Raw genomic sequence first — 19,568 nt, 5'->3', positions numbered from 1 at the left:
CGGGAAGGAATTCACCCCATACCCCCTGGGGAGGAACGGTCAGAGCCGCAGCACCTCGGTGACCCGCACGATCGCGGTCCCCTCCTCCTCGGAGGCGGCGAGGTCGACCTCGGCACGGATGCGCCAGTCGTGGTCGCCCGCGGGGTCGTCGATCGTCTGCTCGACGCGCCAGATGCCCTCGGCGGCGGCCGACTCGTCGATGTCGACGTACGCCGACGAACGCGCGGCACCGCCCGTGCCGATCGCGTCGTGCTCGTCGAAGTAGCGGTCGAGCACGCCGGGCCAGTCGACGTCGGGGTCGAGCTCGACGAGCTCCTCGTCCTTCTGCAGGGCAGCGAGCTGCACGCGCCGGAACATCTCGTTACGCACGAGCACGACGAACGCGCGGCGGTTCGTGAGGATCGACGGCGGCGCGGGCGGCACCACCGGGGCGGACGGGTCGTCGGCAGGATTGATGAGCTGCTCCCACTCGTCGACGAGGCTCGAGTCGACCTGGCGCACCAGTTCTCCGAGCCAGGCGATCAGGTCGAGCAGGTCGGGCGTCTGCGCATCCACCGGCACGGTCTGGCGGATCGCCCGGTACGCGTCGCTGAGGTACCGCAGCACCAACCCCTCGCTCCGGGCGAGCTGATACAGCGACACGTACTCGCCGAACGAGCACGCCCGCTCGAACATGTCGCGCACGACCGACTTGGGCGACAGTTCGAAGTCGCGGATCCAGGGCTGGCTGGAGGCGAAGACCTCGTACGCCTGCGCGAGCAGCTCGTCCAGCGGCTTCGGCCAGGTGATCTCCTCGAGCAACTCCATGCGCTCGTCGTACTCGATACCCTCGCGCTTCATCGCCGCGACCGCCTCGCCGCGCGCGCGGAACTGCTGTTGCGACAGGATCGGGCGCGGATCGTCGAGCGTCGCCTCGATGACGCTGACGACGTCGAGCGCGTAGTGCCCCGTGCCGACCGACGACGCCGGGGGCGTGGCATCCGGGCCCCTGCCCAGCTCGACCTCGGGGTCGAGCATCTCGATCGCCGCGAGCGCGAACGGCGACAGCGGCTGGTTGAGCGCGAAGTTGGGCTGCAGGTCGACGGTGAGCCTGATGCGCGAGGGGTCAGTTTCTGTCGCTTCCGACCCCTCGGAAGCGACAGAAACTGACCCCTCACGCGCGGGAATGACCTCGACCACGCCCGCCTGCACGAGGGTGCGGAAGATCGCGATCGCCCGCCGCGCGAGCTCGTACTGCCGGGCGCGGGGCTCGTGGTTGTCGAACACGAGAGAGCGGACGTTTCCGAAGACGTCGCCGCCGCGGGCGATGACGTTGATGAGCATCGCGGCGCTGAGCTTCATCTGCGGCACGAGCGGCTCGGGCTCGGCCGCGACGAGGCGGTCGTAGCTCTGCTCCGTCCAGTTGACGAAGCCCTGCGGCGCCTTCTTGCGCACGATCTTCTTCTGCTTCTTGAGGTCGTCGCCGGCCTTGAGGATTTGAGCGGCGTTCTCGATCTCGTGATCGGGCGCCATGACGACGACCGTGCCGGCGGTGTCGTAGCCCGCACGCCCCGCCCGTCCGGCGATCTGGTGGAACTCGCGCGCCGACAGCTGGCGCATGCGCGTGCCGTCGTACTTCGTCAGCGCGGTCATGAGCACGGTGCGGATCGGCACGTTGATGCCGACGCCCAGGGTGTCGGTGCCGCAGATCACGCGCAGCAGGCCGCGCTGCGCGAGCGTCTCGACGAGGCGGCGGTAGCGCGGCAGCATACCGGCGTGGTGCACGCCGATGCCGGCGCGCACGTAGCGCGACAGCGTCTTGCCGAAGCCGGTCGTGAAGCGGAAGCCGCCGATCGCCTCGGCGATCTCGTCGCGCTGCTCGCGGCCGATGATGCGGATCGACGACAGCGCCTGCGCTCGCTCCATCGCCGCCGCCTGGGAGAAGTGGACGACGTATATCGGCGCCTGCTTGGTGTCGAGCAGTTCCTGGACCGTCTCGTGGACGGGCGTGCGGGCGTACTCGAAGTGCAGCGGCACAGGGCGCTCGACACCGGTGACCCGCGCGGTGGGCCGGTCCGTGCGGCGCGAGAGGTCGTCGGCGATGTCCTCGACGTCGCCGAGCGTCGCCGACATGAGGATGAACTGCGCGCGGTTCAGCAACAGCAGCGGCACCTGCCACGCCCAGCCCCGGTCGGCTTCGCCGTAGTAGTGGAACTCGTCCATGACGACCTGGTCGACTGGGCCCACGCGGCCCGAGGCTCCGGGCGCCGCGCCAGCGGCGTCTGGAGAGGCCGTGGGGACGGCGTCGGCCCCCTGGCGCAGGGCGAGGTTCGCGAGGATCTCCGCCGTGCAGCACACGATCGGCGCGTCGGCGTTGACCGACGAATCGCCCGTGACCATGCCGACGTTCTCGGCACCGAAGATGTCGACCAACGCGAAGAACTTCTCGCTCACGAGCGCCTTGATCGGGGCCGTGTAGTAGCTGCGGCCACCCCGGGCGAGGGATGCCGCGTGCGCGGCGACCGCGACGAGTGACTTCCCCGTCCCCGTCGGTGTCGACAGAATCACGTTCGCGCCCGAGACGATCTCGATGATCGCCTCGTCCTGCGCGGGGTAGAGCGTCAGCCCGCGCGAGGCCGCCCACTCGACGAAGCCGAGGTACACGGCATCCGGATCGCTGCCGGCGGGCACGTGCTCGAGGAGGGGGGTCACTGTTCCACCCTCTCATCCGCCGGGGTCTCGCCCGATGGGGGCGTGGCTCATCTGCATGATCCGAGGGGCGGGAGTGCTCTCGCGGAGGTCCGGGCGCCCCACCCGCCCCACCGGTCATGCAGATGGACCGCCACCGCTCCTCGACTCAACCGTCGGCGCTGAAGACCCCGACGTCGCCGTCGTCGAGCACGAACTGCATCGCCGTGCCCACGGGATAGCGGGCGCGGAACGGCTCGGGGAACGACGACGTCACGATGAACTCGACGCTCGCCGGGAAAGGACCGGCGCCGCAGCCACCGACCCGGATCCCCCGGGGCGCGGAGCGCGGGGAGTCCGCGTCGCGCACCTCGCTGGTGTCGAGCGCGATGAGGCACTCCGCCTGATTGCCCTCGGAGTCGATCTGCGAGACGCCCGAGAACACCGTCAGCCCGTAGTAGTCGGCGAACCCCCTGGTCTGTTCGGGATCGAATCCGAGGTATCCCGCCGACCCGAGTTCCGCGTCGGGATCGACCGTGAGGGTGTCCGTCTGCGCGATCCCCGAGGTGCGGTCCACGGCGGTGACGCTGACCCCGGCCGCGGTGGCGGCGCTCGTGAGGGCCACGACCCCCGCAACCGCCAGCGCCGCGACCCAGACGCGGCGGCGCGAGCGGAGGAGGGGGCGCCGCGGGGCGGGCTCCGCCTCCTCCGGTTCCGGGTCCGGCTGGGGCACGTCGGCGTCGTCGCCCGGATCCGCCTCGGTCTCGGCCTCGGCCTCGAGCGGGACAGTGCGCATCCGCTCGAGGTCTTCGAGTTCACGCAGACGCGCGACGGCAGCGGGGTCGCCCCCGATGTCGGCGTTCGGACCGTACGCCCGCGCGCGAAGACGCTCGAGCTCGCTGCCGTGATCCGCGTCCATCCTGTGCATCGTGTCACGGCAAGTTCATGCGTGGGAATAGATTGACGGATGCCGCGTTGCACCGTACATGCGCTCCTTCGGCACACTCTCCTTCGGCCACTACGGCCCCCTCGGCGGCGGTCGCCAGCTCACCGCCGGCGACTCGATGCTCCAGGCGATCGACCTCGCCCAGGGCATGGATGACCTCGGGGTCAACGGCGTTTCGTTCCGCGTGCACCACTTCGCGCGCCAGCAGGCGGCGCCCATGCCCCTGCTCGCGGCGATCGCGGCCCGCACCTCGCGCATCGAGGTCGGCACCGGCGTCATCGACATGCGCTATGAGAACCCGCTCATGCTCGCCGAGGAGGCGGCATCCGTCGACCTGATCAGCGGCAACCGCCTCGCCCTCGGTGTGAGCCGTGGGTCACCCGAGACGGTCGTGCGCGGATACGAGGCGTTCGGGTACACGGGTTCGCAGGACCCGCGCGGCGGCGACATCGCTCGCGAGCACTTCGACCTGTTCCTGCGCGCGATCGACGGCGAGGGTCTCGCGGAGCGCGACCCGATGAGCCCGTTCGGCGGCGGCACCGGTCTGCAGCGCATCGAGCCGCACTCCCCCGGACTCCGGAAGCGCATCTGGTGGGGCGCCGGCACGACGGCGACCGCCGAGTGGGCCGGCCGCGTCGGCGTCAACCTCATGTCGTCGACGCTCCTCACCGAGGCGGACGGCACGCCGTTCGACCTCCTGCAAGCGCAGCAACTCGACGCGTTCCGCGCCGCGTGGCGCGAGGCCGGGCACGAGGGCGAGCCGCGCACCTCGGTCAGCCGCAGCATCTTCCCGATCGTCACCGCCGAAGACGAGATGTACTTCGGCGGCTCGGCCGGCAGCGACCAGATCGGCGTGATCGACGGCATGCGCTCGACCTTCGGCAAGACCTACGCCGCGACCCCCGACGTGCTCGTCGAGCAGCTGCAGAACGACGCCGCCGTGATGAGCGCCGACACCCTGATGCTCACGATCCCGTCGCAGATGGGCGTCGAGTTCAATCTCCGACTCGTCGAGAACTTCGCGCGCCACGTCGCCCCGGCCCTCGGCTGGGTCCCGACCACCACGTCGGTCACCGCCTGATCGATCCCCCGAGGGCCCGGATGCCACCCGCTCGGCGTCCGGGCCCTCGGCATCGGTGCCCCGGGTGTCTACGGTGGGGGGGCATGCCCCTGTCGCTCACCCCGATGGATCCGTCGCGGCGTGACCGCGCGGAGCTCATCGCTTTCCTCACGACGAACGTCTTCCCCTTCCACGTGCGATCGCGTCTCACGGCCGCAGACGTGGAACGGGCGATCGAGGACGGAGCGTGGCACGGCGACGACACCGAGGCCTACTGGCTCGACGGCGACCGCGGCCGCGTCGGGCTCATCCGGCTCGACGACCTCGGGGACGCCACGGCGATGATCGACCTCCGCCTCGCCGAGGTCTGGCGCGGGCACGGCTTCGGAACGACGGCCCTCGCGCTGGCGCGTGATCGCGTGTTCTCGACCCGAGTGAATGTCCTCCGGCTCGAGGGCCAGACGCGCGAGGACAACCTCGCGATGCGCCGCGCGTTCGAGCGCGGAGGGTGGGTGTGCGAGGCGTACTACCGCGACGGGTGGCCGGTCGAGGGCGCTGAGCCCGTGGCATCCGTCGCCTACTGCGCCCTGCGTCGCGACCACGTCTCCGGGAGCACGAGTCCCGTGCCGAATACCCTCACACGGTTCCGAGTCCAAGATACCGACGCGCTGGTCGCGGCAGCCTGGGCCGCCGAGGAACGCCTGCTCGACCCGGCCGTCCGCCGCGTCCCTGCCGAAGTCGACCGACTGCTCGACGACGCCTTCGTCGAGGTCGGCCAGTCCGGACGCCGATGGACCAAGGGAGCGATCATCGCTGCACTGCGCGACGAGCCGGGCGAGGCGCCGGGGACAATGACGGAACGTGCGGCCCGGACCGTCGCGCCCGACACCGTGCTGCTCGAGTACGTGCTGCGCTTCGACGACCGCGTCAGCCGCCGGTCGTCCCTGTGGATCGTCTCACCCCATCCCCGGTGCATCTTCCACCAGGGCACCGCCGTCGAGTAGACGAGCGGTCAGCGCGCCGTCGTCCCCCGCGAGCGCGCGATCGTCTGCGACACGAGGTACTCGCCCCACGCCACGATGTACGCGCCGAGCGCAGCCCAGACCCACCCGTTCGGCAGGACGCCCAGCGCCCCGAGGACACCCGCGACCGTCAGCGCCACCACGACGACGAGCACCGGCACCAGGGCACGGGATGCCACCGCCCCGGCCGGTGTGCGCAACACCACCAGCAGCGCGCCGGCGGTGGCGATCAGGAGGATGAGCGGTGTCCACCACGAACCGAGGGTGCTCATGGTGGCGGAGGCACCGAGGCCCGCGATGACGAGGGACGCGGTGCGAAGGGCACGGATACGGGACTCGGGAATGAGGGGCTCCTTTTCGAGCGCGACGCGGAGCGTCGACATCACAGGGAAGACTCCAGCGTAACGAGGACGGATCGCGCGGATAGGGTGATCAGCGCACCACCGTGATCGACAGAAGGGGCTGCCGTGGTCCTCTCCGCCTCACCGCAGGATCAACCCGATTCCCTGGACCGCATCGCGCGCGACCTCGTGGCCTTCAAAGACGCCCGCGGCCCCCTCTCGTACGGTGAACTGGCGCGTCGCGTGGGTGAGCTCCGGATCGCACGCGGAGTTCCCGCCGCATCCGCGTACCCGGCACGCACGACCGTCTACGACGTCTTCCGCCCGGGACGATCGCGCATGGATCCGGTTCTCGTGCACGACATCGTCCGCGCCCTCGGCGCGAACGACGCGGAGGCCGAGACATGGGTCGAGCGCTACCACCGCGTGCGCCGCCTCACCGAACCCGCCGCTCGTCAACGGCCCACCCCGGCCGTCGACGCTCCGGCACCGGTCGAGCGACCCCGTCTGCTCCCCGCGGCCCCCACCCGTCGCCGCTTCGCGCCCCTGACGCTCGTCGGGTGCCTCCTGCTGAACGTCGTGGGGCTCGTCGTGGTGCAGCAGCTCCATCTGCCCCTCTACCTCGACATGGTCGGCACCGCCGTCGCGGCGATCGTGTTCGGGCCCTGGTACGGCGTGGCCATGGGTCTGCTGACGAACCTGTGCGGGGTCGCCGTCGGGATTACCGGGGCCGCACCCTTCGCGCTCGTGAACGCGGTCGGCGCGCTCGTCTGGGGGTACGGGGTCCGCCGCTTCGGGATGGGCGGCGACATCGTGCGGTACTTCCAGCTGAACCTGCTGGTGGCCCTCGCGTGCTCGCTGGTCGGAGCACCCCTCAACGTGCTGCTCTTCGCCGGTTTCTCCGGACACGGATCGGACACCGTCACGCTGTCGCTCGAGACCATGGGGCTGCCGATGGTCGCCGCGGCCTTCTCGACGAACCTCCTCACCTCGGTGATCGACAAACTCCTCACCGGGTTCATCGCGCTGATCGTCTTCGTTTGGCTCCGCGGCGCGACCGGGGTCCCGACGACGCACACACCCCTGATCGATCATCTGCGTGCACCCCTCGCTCCGCGATGGGTGCTCGATCCGGGTCGGCGGCGACTCACGCTGGTCTGACCGCGCTCGACCGAGAGAAGCCCCTGAAAAGCCGACGATTCGGTCTCGCGGGGCACGCCGTTCATCCGCGCGTCCTACGCTGATCCGGCGGGAGAGCACGAGTTCTTCTCGGTCGACGAAGCCATCGCATCGGGAGGGGTTTGATGGAGCTGTCACGGCGGAGCATGATCGTCGGCACCCTGGGCGCCCTCGGTCTCGGTGTCGGAAGCGTCGCCGCCGCAACCGTGATGACCCACGGCGCCCCCGAGAAGCCCATGTCCGCGCCGAGCGCGCGAGCGAGCTCTGCCACGCCGACGCCGCGCTCCAGCCCCTCACCCACCGACGGCCCCGAAGACCTTCGCCTCTCCGCGTGGGACAGCGTCGTCCGCAGGATCTCGGATGCCGCCGACGCCACCCTCACGCTCACGTCGGGGACCCTGCCCGCGGGCGTGAGCATCGCCGCCGGCAGCCTCGTCGGGCGCCCGACCGAGGAGGGCGCCTACCGCTTCTCCCTCGAGGTCGCCGCGGGCAAGAAGCGGTCGACCCGCACCTTCGCGGGAAAGGTCGCGCCCCTCAAGCGCGACCTGAGCATCTCGCTGAGCCTCGACCAGCGCACGCCGATGTCGGTCACGGCGAAAGAACTGGATCGGATCGCCCGCCTCGGGGCGAACGCGACGCTCGTCATCTATTGCTTCATCTCCGATCCGACCTCCACGACCTTCACCCGCGTCTCGGACGATCGGATCGACAAGGTCTTCCAGCAGGCGCGCGAACGCGGCGTCCGCGTCACGCTCGTGAAGCCGCACATCGTCACGAACGACCAGGGCGACGGGTTCTACCGCGGCAACTACACCCCGGCCTCGCTCGATGCGTTCTTCGCGAACTGGGAGGACCAGCTTCTCTTCTTCGCCGACCTCTGCGCCCGCAACGACGTCGAATACCTCTCACTCGCGTGCGAGCAGCCGCATCAGACGGATGCCGCCACCTACGACCGCTGGGTGCCGCTGATCCAGAAGCTCCGCGATGCGGAGCCGGCGCTCAAACTCACCGCGGCGTTCACGACGCTCGAGCTCTTTCTGCTGTACACCTTCTGGATCCCGCAGTCGACGCCGCACATGGCACGGCTGCTCGACGTGTTCGGCATCAATTCGTGGGTCGTTCTGACCGATAAGGTCTACACGCCGAATACGCCGAACATCAGTGTCGACGAGCTCGCCGCGGGATGGCGGGGCGGCGGGGGGAAGACCGACGACCACCTCGGCAAGCTCGAGACCGTCTGCGACGCCCTGCGCATCCCGTTCCTGATCACGGAGGTCGGTGTGCAACCCCGCGTCGACGGTCTCGCCAAGCAGGACAACAGCTCTCCGCCCACGGGCGTCGAGAACTTCGACGTCCAGGGGCTGCTGTACCAGTCGGTCCTGCGGGCACCGCTGCAGTCGCGCTGGTGCACGGGCGTCTCGATCTGGCACATGCGCGCGCCGTTCGCGTTCGGGAGCCTCAAGGGCACGCGCCTCTACCCGGGCGAGAACGTCCTGAAGAGCGCGTTGCTGCGCACCCCCGCGCTCGCGAGCAAGGACTTCTGAGCGAGTCGGCCGGGTCAGCCCCGATCCGCAGCCGCGTCGGGACGCCGCATAAACGCGATCCGCTCACATAAACGCGCTGCGCACGTGTTTATGGGCGCGGAGAGCGTTTATGGTCGCGCCTCGACGCGGCGGAGAGCGTTTATGGCCGCGCCTCGGCGCGGCGAACGCCGCCCGCGGGACGCCGCCCCGGGATCGCCGCCCGCCGAACCGCGCCTCAGCGCCCGTTGCGGTCGGCCGCGGAACGCGGTGGCGCCGAAGCGACGTCCAGCCGCTCGAGACCGCGCAACGACGTCCAGATCAGCTCCTCGCCCTTGGCCGCGTGCTGCGATGCGCGCACGGCCCGCTCGTCGGCCCACGAGTTCAGCACGTGACCGCTGTGCCCGCGGACGTGTTCCAGCACGACGTCCGGAAGACCGGCCGCGCGTCGGGCGTCACGGGCGGCGATCAGCGCCTCGAGGATGCCGCGATTCGCGACCGGCTTCTTCGCGCTCGTGACCCAGCCCCGACGACGGTGGCCGTCCATCCACGACGAGTACGTGTCGATCGCGTACTTCGAATCCGCCTGCACGACCAGCTCCCGCACGTCGGCGTGATCGGTGATCGCGTGGAGGAGCCCGAGAAGCTCGCCGATGTTGTTCGTTCCCTCGGGGATCGAGCCCGCCGCCCAGTGGCCGTCTTCCCCGACCCATGCCCAACCGGCCGGACCCGGGTTGCCCTTGCAGGCACCGTCTGTGGCGACGACGTAGCGGTCAGAGGGGGGAGGGGCAGACGTGCTCATCCCTCCAGTCTCGCTGCTTTCCGGTGCCCGCCGCACACAGGGCGCGGCGGGCACCGTCCGAGGGTCAGCTCTTGCCGCTGTCAGCCTTCTTCGACCCGGCCTCGAGAACGTCGCCGGCGGGAAGCTCCTGGTGTCCGCCGAACTGCAGGCGCATGGCCGACAGCACCTGATTGGCGAAGTGGTCCTCACCGCGCGAGGCGAAGCGTTCGAACAGGGAGGCCGCGAGCACGGGGACCGGAACGCCCGTGTCGACCGCCGCCTTGACGGTCCAGCGGCCCTCGCCCGAGTCCGAGACACGGCCGGCGAGACCGTCGAGAGTGGGGTTCTGCTCAAGGGCGGCGGCGGTGAGGTCGAGCAGCCACGACGAGATGACCGAGCCGCGGCGCCACAGTTCGGTCACGCGCGCGGTGTCGATGTCGAACTGGTAGAACTCCGGCTCCTCCAGCGGCGCGACCTCGGCGGAGTGCTCGCCCTGGTGCAGACCCGCGTCGGCGTTGTTGAGCACGTTGAGCCCCTCGGCGAGCGCGGCCATGATGCCGTACTCGATGCCGTTGTGCACCATCTTCACGAAGTGCCCGGCACCCGAGGGGCCGCAGTGCAGGTATCCGCGCTCTTCGGTCGAGTACTCACCGGTGCGGCCGGGCGTGCGCTCGACGTCGCCCGGCCCGGGAGCGATGGTGCGCAGCACCGGCTCGAGGTGCGCGACGGCCTCGTCGTGGCCGCCGACCATGAGGCAGTAGCCGCGCTCGAGACCGAAGACGCCGCCGCTCGTGCCCACGTCGACATAGTGGATGCCGGACTCGTTGAGCTTGGCCGCGCGACGCACGTCGTCGCGATAGTTCGAGTTCCCGCCGTCGATGATGATGTCGCCGGGCTCGAACACCTCCGCGACCTGATCCACGACGGTGCCCGTCAAGCCCGCGGGGATCATCAGCCACACGGCGCGCGGCTTGGTCAGCTTCGAGGCGAGGTCGGCGATGCTGGTCGCGCCGGTCGCGCCTTCCGCGACGAGGGCAGCCACGGCATCCTGATTCACGTCGAAGACGACGCAGTCGTGACCGTCCTTCATGAGCCTGCGGACGATGTTGGCGCCCATTCGTCCGAGACCGACCATGGCGAGTTGCATTGGATCCCCGTTCATCGTGGATGGTTCATCGTGCGTCGGGGCCGCGGAGGGCCCTCCCCGCGAGTCTAGGAGCGCGAGCCCGCTCCGGGCTCGCCTTGCGAACGGGCGCGGGCGGCGGTTCTCATCTCAGGATGCCGAGCGAGCGGGCGGCCGATACGGCAGCGGTGCGCGAGGTGACTCCGAGCTTGGAGAACACGTGCGCGAGATGCGACTTCACGGTGGCGTCGGTGATATGCAGACGGGCCGCGACCTCGGCGTTCGCGGCGCCGCGCGCCACGAGCCGGAGCACCTCGATCTCGCGCGCCGAAAGGCTGATGCGGGGTTCGCGCAGACGCGCCATGAGTCGGCCCGCGATCGCGGGGGCGAGGGCGCTGTGACCGGCCGCGGCCGCGCGGACGCCCGCGAGCAGTTCGTGCGGCGGCGCGTCCTTGAGCAGGTACCCGCTGGCACCGGCTTCGACGGCGCCGAGGATGTCGCCATCGGTGTCGTAGTTGGTGAGGATCAGGACGTACGGAGGCGCGGCGAGCGCGCGGACGCGTCGGGTCGCCTCGGCCCCGGCGGCGCGGTCGCCGAACTGCAGGTCCATCAGGACGAGCTCGGGCGAGAGGCGGGCGGCGAGGTCCACGGCGTCGTCGGGTGTCGCCGCCTCCCCCACGACGTCGACGTCGGGCTCGGCGTCCAGCAGCGCGCGAACCCCCGCGCGGACGACGGGGTGATCGTCGGCGACCACGACGCGGATCATCGGGCTCCCCCATCCGGAAGCGCGACGGTGACGGTCGTTCCCTCTCCGGGTGCGCTCGTCACCTCGATCGTGCCGTCGAGCTGATCGACGCGCTCGCGCATCGCGCGAAGGCCGAAGGAGTCGGTTCCCCCGTCCTGCGCCTCGTCAGAGTCAGGGTCGAAGCCGCGACCGTCGTCGGACACCGTCAGACGGACCGCGTCGTCGGAGGTGCTCAAGCTCACGCGCACGTGCGTCGCGGCGGCGTGCTGAGCGACGTTGGCGAGGGCTCCCTGCGCGATGCGCAGCAGAGCGGTCTGGGCGTCCATGGGCAGGAGTACCTCCTCGGCGACGTCGATGTCGACGGCGACCCCCGCGTGCTCTCCCCATCCGCGCGCGAGCCGCTCCAGGGCGGGGCCGAGACCGTGCGTGAGACTCGGTGGCGCGAGCTCGCGGATGAACCGCCGTGTCTCCGCGAGACCGTCGGCGGCGGTTCGTCGCGCCAGACGGATGTGGTCGATGCCGGGGCCGGTGGCATCCGCCCGCTCCGCCGCGTACAGCAGCATCTGGATGCTCGACAACCCTTGGGCGACCGTGTCATGGATCTCGCGCGCGAGGCGCGCACGCTCCGCCAGGGTGCCTTGTTCTCGTTCCGCAGCCGCGAGGCGATCGCGCGTCGCGAGCAGCTCGGCCATCAGCTCTTCGCGTTCGGCGGCGCGACGCTCGAGGGCCGCGTATCCGAGTCCGATCAGCAGGGCGACGCCGGCGCCCACGACGGGGCCGACCACTCCGCCGACGGTGAGGCCGCCGTGCAGCGCGAAGGCGGCGATTGTGAGCGCCGTTGTCGCCACCACCGCGAGAGGGCCTGCCGCTCCGGGGAGCACGTGGAGATAGAGGAAGAACAGGGGGAAGACGAGGTACGCCGCCTCGGGTACGAGCCACACCAGCGCGGCCCACACCGCGGTCAGAGCGAGCACCCAGGCCACCCCCGCCGGAGAGCGTCCGCCGCGCGCGATCCAGGCTCCCGCGCCATAGATCCCGCCGAGTGCCACGGCCAGGACGATCGGCGTCACTCCCCCGCCCGTCAACAGGACACGCACCACGACGAGCGCCAGCAGGCCCGCGAAGAGCGCGTGCAGCCCGATGCGCAGCCCTGCGAACACCGGGGCGAGAGGGCGATGAGACATGACGCGATCCAGGCTACGGATGCCGCCGCCCCGGCGGATCATCCGAAAGGTGGAACGAGAGTTCGCCCGGGACGGCGATGACCCGGCGGCATCCGGTGCCGAGGGTGGAAGGACGTCGACGAGACCCGTCGACCGAAAGGAGGCGGCGTGTACGTCGCATGGCGCGATCTGCGCTTCGCTCGCGGGCGATTCGCCCTCATCGGGGCGGTCGTCGCCCTCATCACCCTGCTCGTCGGATTCCTGTCGGGCCTCACCGGAGGCCTCGCCGCCCAGAACGTCTCGGCGGTGCTCGCACTCCCCGGCGACCGGCTCGTGCTGCAGCCGGCGGGCGACGCTGCGGCGACCTTCGCCGACTCCGCGATCGACGGCGCCACCGTCGACGCGTGGCGCGACGCCGCGGGTGTCGACGCGGTCGCCCCGGTCGGCATCACGCAGACGCGCGCCGAGGGACCCGGCGCCTCGACCGCGGTGGCCGTGTTCGGCCTCGACGCCGGCACGACGTTCGCCGCTCCCCGCCGCGACGACGAGATCGATCTTTCGACGGGGGCCGCGAAGAACCTGGGCGCCGCGGTCGGCGACGAGATCACGATCGCGGGTTCCTCCTATCGGGTCACGGCGATCGGGGGCGACGACTGGTACAGCCACACGCCGGTTGTCACGCTCACGTCGAACGCGTGGGCAGCCCTCGACCAGCGTCTGGGCGGAACGGGACAGCCGACCGTGCTCGCGGTCTCCGGCTCACCCGCGTGGGACACCGTCGCCGCCGACACCGGCACCACGGCATCCTCTCCCCTGTCGAGCCTCACCGCCCTGTCGACGTTCCGCTCCGAGATCGGCTCGCTCGCGCTGATGATCGCAATGCTCTTCGGCGTCTCGGCGCTCGTCGTCGGCGCGTTCTTCACCGTGTGGACCATGCAGCGCTCCGGCGACATCGCGGTGCTCAAGGCCCTCGGGGCGAGCACCCCCGCTCTCGTCCGCGACGCTCTCGGTCAGGCGCTGGTGATGCTCGCGGTCGGGGTGGGGGTCGGCATCGGCCTCACGGCGCTGCTCGGCACGCTGGCCGGCGGCGCGCTGCCCTTCGTCCTCAGCCCCCTGACGACCCTCGTGCCCGCCGCGATCATGATCGCGCTCGGCGTGCTCGGCTCGGCCGTTTCGCTGCGCACCGTCACCTCGTCCGACCCCCTCACCGCTCTCGGGAGCACTCGATGATTCTTCTCGACGACGTCACCCTCACCTATCCCGACGGAGACGCCCGCCTCACCGCCGTCGACCACGCCACTCTCGAGGCTCGTCCCGGTGTCGTGACCGGCTTGACCGGAGCATCGGGCTCCGGCAAATCGAGCCTGCTCGCGATCGCCGCGACCCTCGTCCGACCCGACGCGGGCCGCGTGGTCATCGACGGGACGGATGCCACGCGCCTCAGCCGCGCGGACGCCACCGCTCTTCGCCGCGAGCGCATCGGAATCGTGTTCCAGCAGCCGCAGCTTCTCCCCGCGCTCACCGCGCGCGAGCAGCTGTGCGCGATGGCCGAGCTGGGAGGGCGCCACCGTCGCACCCGGAGGCCCGCGATCCGTGCGCGAGTGGACGAGTTGCTCGACGCCGTCGGGCTCGCGGAGCACGCGAACAGACGACCCGCGCAGTTGTCGGGCGGACAGCGCCAGCGCGTCGCGATCGCCCGGGCGCTCGTCCACGAGCCGCGCGTGCTCCTCGTCGACGAGCCCACCAGCGCTCTCGACCGCGCCCGCGGGGCGGTCATCATGGCGCTCATCGCCCGACTCACGCACGAACGACAGACGGCGACGCTCCTGGTCACGCACGACCTCGTTCATAGCGATTCCCTCGATGAGACGTTCATCGTGACCGACGGTCGGGTGACGGCGGGCGCGCTCGTCAGCGGAAGCGGCGGGCGAAATGAGCCCTGAGAACGACGTCCGCGGGGCCATGCCTTGTGAGGGTGGGTGTTTCTGACACCACGGAGGACCACATGCCGCTGTCTCGCCCCCTTCTCGCTGTGCCGATCGCCCTCGCCGCGGCCCTCCTCTTCACCGGCTGCACCGGCGCGTCGTCACCCGACGCGTCGGGCGACGGTGGCGCGACCGAGCAATCGCCGCTGACCGAGTACCTGTCCGCGGTGTACGGCGCGGGAGGCAGCTCGGAGGAACAGCTGGCCGAGCTCGGGAAGAAACGGGAAGAGCTCGTGGCGGCCTGCATGAAGAAGAACGGGTTCGAGTACACCCCCGACCTGCAGGCATCGGCGACCATCGTCGACGGCTCCGGCGAGGCGTGGAAGCCCGACGACCGTCAGTGGGTCTCGCAGTGGGGCTACGGTGCCGTCGCGTTCCCCGGGAGCGACGACGCCGAGAACCCCTCGACGACGTGGGTCGACCCCAACGCCGACTACCTGAGCACCCTCTCCGAGTCCGAGAAGCAGGCCTTCTCCGACGCGCTGTGGGGCACGCCCCCCGCCTCCACGACTGACACCGCTGCCGAGGATGAGACCCCCACCTGGGATTGGAAGACGGCCGGATGCCAGGGCGAGGCGCAGCACGAGGTCAGCGGCGAGGATCCGCTTCAGACCGATCAGTTCGCTCCGTTGATGAACGCCATCACCGAGCTCTGGCAGCAATCGAGCACGTATCCGGGGATGTCCGAGGCGAACCGCGAATGGTCGGCGTGCATGGAGGAGGCGGGACACACGGGCTTCGCCACGCAACCCGATGCCGCGGCGAGCATCCACGACCAGCTCAACGCGCTCTGGAACGCGGGCGGCGCGGCTTCCTCCGAGGCACCGGCCACTCCCGACAAGAAGGCTCTGGCGGAGCTCAAAGACGAAGAGATCGACCTCGCCCTCGCCGATCTCGACTGCCGCGAGAAGACGGATTACACCGCTCGCGCCCGAAAGGCCCAGACGGAGGCCGAGACGGCGTTCATCGCGGCGCACAAGACCGAGCTCGAGGCGCTGAAGGCCGCCGCGCAGGCGAAGAAGTGACCGGGCCGACCACCGCATCGGATGCCGCGTCGGACAGCGCCGTGGGCGAAGAGGCGGCGAACGCGGCGCGGCGCTCCCGGTGGACCGGACCGGGTGCCCTCTTCCGGCGCAACCGTCCGCTGTGGGTGACCGCGATCGTCGCGGTCTGCGCGCTGGTGGCGGGTCTGGTCGTCGGTCGATTCGTGGTCTCCCCCGCCGACGCCGCGGCGAACACGACAGCGCCGGCACCGGGCCTCGTGACGGTGCCCGTCGCCTTCGGCCCGCTCAGCAACGACGTCACGATCCGGGCCGAGGTCGGCTACGCCGACCCCGTCGACGTGCAGATCGATACGGCGGGACTCCCCGGCGCCGCCGTGGTCACGGGGCAGGTCCCGTCCGTCGGAACCCCGCTCTCCGCCCTGTCGGTGGCACTCGAGGTGGCCGGGCGACCCGTCATCGTCCTCCCCGGCGATCTGCCGTCGTACCGCACCCTGCGCTACGGCGTCGCGGGGCCCGACGTCGTGCAGTTCAAGTGGGCGATGCGCACCGTGGGACTGGATGCCGGCGACCCGGCGAACAACGTCTTCGACGAACAGGCGGCCGCCTCCGTCGCCTCGTTGTACGCACAGGTGGGCTATTCGGCGCCGGCGACCGACGACACCGCCACAGCGGCGCTGCGCAGCGCGCAGACCGCCGTGTCGTCGGCCGAGCAGGGCGTGACCACCGCGCAGACCGCGTTCGACAAGGCGCGGACGGGGGCGAGCGACGTCGAGAAGCGCGAGGCCGACAACGCCGTCTCCAGCGCGCAGCGCGCTCTCGACCAGGCTCGCGCGCAGACGCCGGACGACGGCGCGAAGATCGGCGACCTGCAGGATGCTCTGGACCTCGCTCAGCTGAAGCGCCGACAGCTCGACACAGCTCCCGATACGGGCAGCGCGCGCGCGGAACTCGATGCCGCCCGCGCGCGCTTGAGCGAGGCGACCGTCGATCTCGCACGCGCCCGGGAGGCGGCGCTGCCCGTGTTCCCGGCGGGAGAGGTGCTGTACCTCACGTCGCTGCCACGTCGCGTCGACTCCGTCGACGCGCGGCGCGGCGCAGAACTGAAAGGGGTCGCCATGGTCGTCTCGGGGGCGACCGTGGCTCTTTCCGGGTCGGCGAGCGAAGCCGATGCGCGCTTGCTGAAGGTCGGCGACAAGGCCACCGCCGATCTGCCCGACGGCTCGACGCACGCGGCCACCATCACCGCCCTGACGCCGGGTAAGAAATCGTCCGACCGCTGGACCGTGGCCCTGTCCCCCGACCCGCTCACCCCGGACCAAGTGACCGCGGTGCAGGGTCAGAACCTGCGCGTCACCATTCCCGTCGGCGCGACCCAGGGCGATGTCCTGAACGTCCCCCTGGCCGCTCTGTCGGCCGGTCCGGGTGGAGAAGAACGCGTCGAGGTGGTCGAGGGAGATCCGCGCGACGGAGACCGCGCCGCGACCAGACTCATCACGGTCGAGACGGGTCTCGCTGCAGACGGCGCCGTCGAGGTGAAGCCCGTCGAAGGCGCACTGTCGCCCGGTGATCTCGTGGTGGTGGGACGGTGACGCACGCTGAGCGCCCGCCGGTGATCGATCTGCGGGAGGTCACGCGCTCGTTCCCCGGCACCCCCGAGGTTCACGCGCTCCGGGCCGTCGACCTCCGTGTCGATGAGGGCGACTACCTGTCGATCGTCGGTCCGAGCGGATCGGGGAAGTCCACGATGCTCAACATCCTCGGCCTGCTCGATCGGCCGACGATCGGCGAATACGTCCTCGCGGGCACTCCCACGAGGAACCTCGGCGAAGACGAGCGCGCGGCCGTGCGTGCCCGCTCCCTCGGCTTCGTGTTCCAGGCGTTTCATCTGATGCCGCGTCGCACGGTCCTCGAGAACGTCATGATGCCGATGCTGTACAGCGGCACGCCACGGGCGGAACGGGAGCCGCGGGCGAGGGAAGCCCTGCACCGTGTGGGACTGGATCATCGGTTGGACTTCCGGCCGGGGGTGCTCTCCGGCGGCGAACGTCAGCGCGTGGCCGTCGCCCGAGCTGTCGTCACACGCCCGCGCGTTCTGCTGGCCGACGAACCGACGGGGAACCTCGACCGCACGACGACACTCGAGATCATGGAGCTCTTCGAGGAACTTCACGCGGACGGGCTCACGCTCGTGCTCATCACGCACGATGCGCACGTGGCCGAGCGAGCGCACCGGACCGTCCGGATCGCCGACGGACGAGTGGACGAAGTGGCATGAGGCGCCTCCTCACCCGGTTCGCGCGACGACGGCGGCATCGGGTCGACGACGATGTGCCTCGCGCCGACCGATTCGGGTTCCTCGATCTCCTGACCGAGGCGACGAGCGACATCGGCACCCGCCCCGGTCGCCTGTCGATGACGGTGGCGGGCACCGTCCTCGGGATCGCCGCCCTCGTCGCGACCATCGGCTTCTCCCAGACGGCGACGGACCAGATCGCCCGCCAGTTCGACGCCGCCTCCGCCACGCAGATCGTCGTGACCCCCGCCAAGACCTCGTCGCAGGGCGGGACCTCCGTTGCCACGGCCCGGCTCCCGTGGGACGCCCCCGAGCGCGTCGAGCGGCTCGCCGGTGTCGAGGCGGCCGCGCTGTCGACCAAGGTGGATCTCGGCACGGGGACGATCAGCGCGGTGTCGGTCGACGACCCGTCCGCGCCCACGATCCTCTCTCCCGCTCTGTTCGCGGCATCCGCGGGGGTGCTCGACATGGTCGGCGGGCACCTCGTCGCGGGGCGTTCCTTCGATGACGGGCACGATCGACGGGGCGACCGTGTCGCGCTCCTCGGGGCGAGCGCGGCGGCGAAACTCGGCGTCGACCGCATCGACACCCAGCCGTCGATCTTCATCGACGGTGTCGCGTACGCCGTCATCGGAATCTTCGACGGCGTCGACACGGCGGGTGAGCTGCTCGACGCCGCCGTGGTCCCGAACGGCGCCGCTCGGCGGGACTTCGGTGTGCGGGCGCCGGGAGACCTTCGGGCGCGGATCGCGGTCGGCGCCGGCCCTCAGCTGCGCGACCAGGTTCCCCTCACGCTCTCACCCGACGCCCCCGAGACCATCGTCGTGGGCGCGCCGCCGGGGACATCGGAGCTCAGCACGGGCGTGCAGTCCGATGTGGGGTTCGTCTTCGTCCTGCTGGGCGTGATCGTCCTGCTGGCCGGCGGGCTGGGGATCGCGAACGTCACGATGATGTCGGTGATGGAACGCGTGACCGAGATCGGTCTGCGCCGCGCGCTCGGCGCGACGCGGAGGCAGATCGCGGGCCAGTTCGTCATCGAGTCGATCGTGATCGGCACGCTCGGGGGGTTGATCGGCTCCTCGCTCGGCGTCTTCGCGGTCGTCGGCGTCAGTGTCGCGCAGCAGTGGACTCCCGTCCTCGACCCGCTCGTCGCGGTCGGAGGCGCGCTGCTCGGCGCTGTCGTGGGGCTCGTCGCCGGCGGTATCCCGGCCCGCCGCGCCGCACGGATCGAACCGGTCGACGCGCTCCGGGGTTCGTGACCGTCACCACCCGTGCGCGTTGAACCACACACGCCGGCGGTCGGCCTCCTCGCGGGTCGGATCGCCACGCCACGTATCGTGCGCGAGCAGTCTGCCGGCATCGTCGAGGGGCACGAAACCCCAGCACACCGGACACAGCGCCCGGCCGCCGGGGAATCCGTCGGCCAAGGTCACAGCGGGTTCGGCGGGCGCACCCGCGCCGGCGCACTCGGGCGGGTCGGCCTGCGCCTCGGACCAGAGGAGGTGACCGCCGCGGCGATGGTGGAGCCCGCGGTGGCCCGCCTCACGCGTGCAGATCTCCCCGTTCCTCCGGCTCAGGCAGAGGCGGCGTGCGGCGCCCGGGAGCGCGGCCAGCGTTCGCGTCATCCTTCGATTCTCGACGCTGGGCACGGGTCTGGCGCAGCGGCGGCAGGTGCGGGATGCGCACGGGGCGATGGGGGCCGGTGGGGAAGGGGTCGGCGGTCATCGCTGGCCACCACC

General features: G+C 70.9%; 18 protein-coding genes. 10 read left to right on the top strand and 8 right to left on the bottom strand.

From position 1 onward, the window contains the following. Positions 1-39: 39 nt before the first annotated feature. Together QE388_RS11260 and QE388_RS11255 are read right to left on the bottom strand one after the other, a co-directional pair. The gene (locus tag QE388_RS11260; protein WP_307385373.1) at positions 40-2,691 is read right to left on the bottom strand and encodes an RNA helicase; all 2,652 of its coding nucleotides are present in this window, start codon (positions 2,689-2,691) and stop codon (positions 40-42) included. A gap of 145 nt (positions 2,692-2,836) precedes the next feature. Then, positions 2,837-3,586 (bottom strand): hypothetical protein, encoded by a 750-nt coding sequence (locus tag QE388_RS11255; RefSeq protein ID WP_307385371.1) that lies wholly within the window; start codon positions 3,584-3,586, stop codon positions 2,837-2,839. Positions 3,587-3,653: 67 nt separating this feature from the next. On the opposite strand from QE388_RS11255, the gene QE388_RS11250 reads away from it, so the two are divergent. Together QE388_RS11250 and QE388_RS11245 are read left to right on the top strand one after the other, a co-directional pair. Then, positions 3,654-4,694: an LLM class flavin-dependent oxidoreductase gene (locus QE388_RS11250; RefSeq protein WP_058594981.1), complete on the top strand. Its 1,041-nt coding sequence runs from the start codon at positions 3,654-3,656 to the stop codon at positions 4,692-4,694. An 83-nt stretch (positions 4,695-4,777) separates the two neighbouring features. Then, positions 4,778-5,677: a GNAT family N-acetyltransferase gene (locus QE388_RS11245; protein ID WP_307385368.1), complete on the top strand. Its 900-nt coding sequence runs from the start codon at positions 4,778-4,780 to the stop codon at positions 5,675-5,677. Positions 5,678-5,685: 8 nt separating this feature from the next. Here QE388_RS11245 and QE388_RS11240 read toward each other — a convergent pair whose 3' ends face one another. Beyond that, positions 5,686-6,078: a hypothetical protein gene (locus tag QE388_RS11240; RefSeq protein WP_307385366.1), complete on the bottom strand. Its 393-nt coding sequence runs from the start codon at positions 6,076-6,078 to the stop codon at positions 5,686-5,688. An 84-nt stretch (positions 6,079-6,162) separates the two neighbouring features. Between QE388_RS11240 and QE388_RS11235 the strand changes: the two genes are divergently transcribed. After that, a complete protein-coding gene (locus tag QE388_RS11235; RefSeq protein WP_307385365.1) occupies positions 6,163-7,197 on the top strand; it encodes an ECF transporter S component in 1,035 nt (344 codons plus the stop codon). Between the two features lie 164 nt (positions 7,198-7,361). Then, complete coding sequence (locus QE388_RS11230) at positions 7,362-8,759, top strand: putative Ig domain-containing protein (RefSeq protein ID WP_307385363.1); 1,398 nt, start codon at positions 7,362-7,364, stop codon at positions 8,757-8,759. A gap of 214 nt (positions 8,760-8,973) precedes the next feature. Here QE388_RS11230 and QE388_RS11225 read toward each other — a convergent pair whose 3' ends face one another. The 4 genes from QE388_RS11225 to QE388_RS11210 all read right to left on the bottom strand — a co-directional run bounded on the left by QE388_RS11225 (position 8,974) and on the right by QE388_RS11210 (position 12,568). After that, positions 8,974-9,537, bottom strand: coding sequence for a ribonuclease H (locus tag QE388_RS11225; protein ID WP_275800994.1), 564 nt, complete (start codon positions 9,535-9,537; stop codon positions 8,974-8,976). Positions 9,538-9,601: 64 nt separating this feature from the next. After that, on the bottom strand, positions 9,602-10,663 hold the full coding sequence (gene gnd / locus QE388_RS11220; protein ID WP_307385360.1) for a phosphogluconate dehydrogenase (NAD(+)-dependent, decarboxylating): 1,062 nt from the start codon (positions 10,661-10,663) through the stop codon (positions 9,602-9,604). 121 nt (positions 10,664-10,784) lie between these two features. Continuing rightward, on the bottom strand, positions 10,785-11,405 hold the full coding sequence (locus tag QE388_RS11215; RefSeq protein WP_307385358.1) for a response regulator transcription factor: 621 nt from the start codon (positions 11,403-11,405) through the stop codon (positions 10,785-10,787). Then, complete coding sequence (locus tag QE388_RS11210) at positions 11,402-12,568, bottom strand: sensor histidine kinase (protein WP_307385356.1); 1,167 nt, start codon at positions 12,566-12,568, stop codon at positions 11,402-11,404. Before QE388_RS11210 ends, QE388_RS11215 begins: the two co-directional genes overlap by 4 nt. A 147-nt stretch (positions 12,569-12,715) precedes the next feature. Between QE388_RS11210 and QE388_RS11205 the strand changes: the two genes are divergently transcribed. From QE388_RS11205 to QE388_RS11180, 6 genes are all read left to right on the top strand, one after another. Further along, on the top strand, positions 12,716-13,777 hold the full coding sequence (locus tag QE388_RS11205) for an FtsX-like permease family protein (RefSeq protein WP_307385355.1): 1,062 nt from the start codon (positions 12,716-12,718) through the stop codon (positions 13,775-13,777). Continuing rightward, complete coding sequence (locus QE388_RS11200) at positions 13,774-14,490, top strand: ABC transporter ATP-binding protein (RefSeq protein ID WP_275800988.1); 717 nt, start codon at positions 13,774-13,776, stop codon at positions 14,488-14,490. The genes QE388_RS11205 and QE388_RS11200 overlap by 4 nt, the downstream gene beginning before the upstream one ends. Before the next feature lie 62 nt (positions 14,491-14,552). Then, positions 14,553-15,557: a hypothetical protein gene (locus QE388_RS11195; RefSeq protein ID WP_307385353.1), complete on the top strand. Its 1,005-nt coding sequence runs from the start codon at positions 14,553-14,555 to the stop codon at positions 15,555-15,557. Beyond that, entirely contained in the window at positions 15,554-17,125 is a 1,572-nt protein-coding gene (locus tag QE388_RS11190) for a hypothetical protein (RefSeq protein WP_307385351.1), read from the top strand. Before QE388_RS11195 ends, QE388_RS11190 begins: the two co-directional genes overlap by 4 nt. After that, a complete protein-coding gene (locus QE388_RS11185; RefSeq protein WP_307385349.1) occupies positions 17,122-17,811 on the top strand; it encodes an ABC transporter ATP-binding protein in 690 nt (229 codons plus the stop codon). Before QE388_RS11190 ends, QE388_RS11185 begins: the two co-directional genes overlap by 4 nt. Further along, positions 17,808-19,088, top strand: coding sequence for an ABC transporter permease (locus QE388_RS11180; RefSeq protein ID WP_307385347.1), 1,281 nt, complete (start codon positions 17,808-17,810; stop codon positions 19,086-19,088). Before QE388_RS11185 ends, QE388_RS11180 begins: the two co-directional genes overlap by 4 nt. A gap of 3 nt (positions 19,089-19,091) precedes the next feature. Here QE388_RS11180 and QE388_RS11175 read toward each other — a convergent pair whose 3' ends face one another. Next, on the bottom strand, positions 19,092-19,454 hold the full coding sequence (locus QE388_RS11175; protein WP_307385346.1) for a hypothetical protein: 363 nt from the start codon (positions 19,452-19,454) through the stop codon (positions 19,092-19,094). Between the last annotated feature and the right edge of the window lie 114 nt (positions 19,455-19,568).

Source organism: Microbacterium sp. SORGH_AS_0969, assembly GCF_030818255.1.
Classification (GTDB): domain Bacteria; phylum Actinomycetota; class Actinomycetes; order Actinomycetales; family Microbacteriaceae; genus Microbacterium.
The sequence above is the reverse complement of the archived record's forward strand: the minus strand, read 5'-3'. Positions and strand labels throughout refer to the sequence as shown.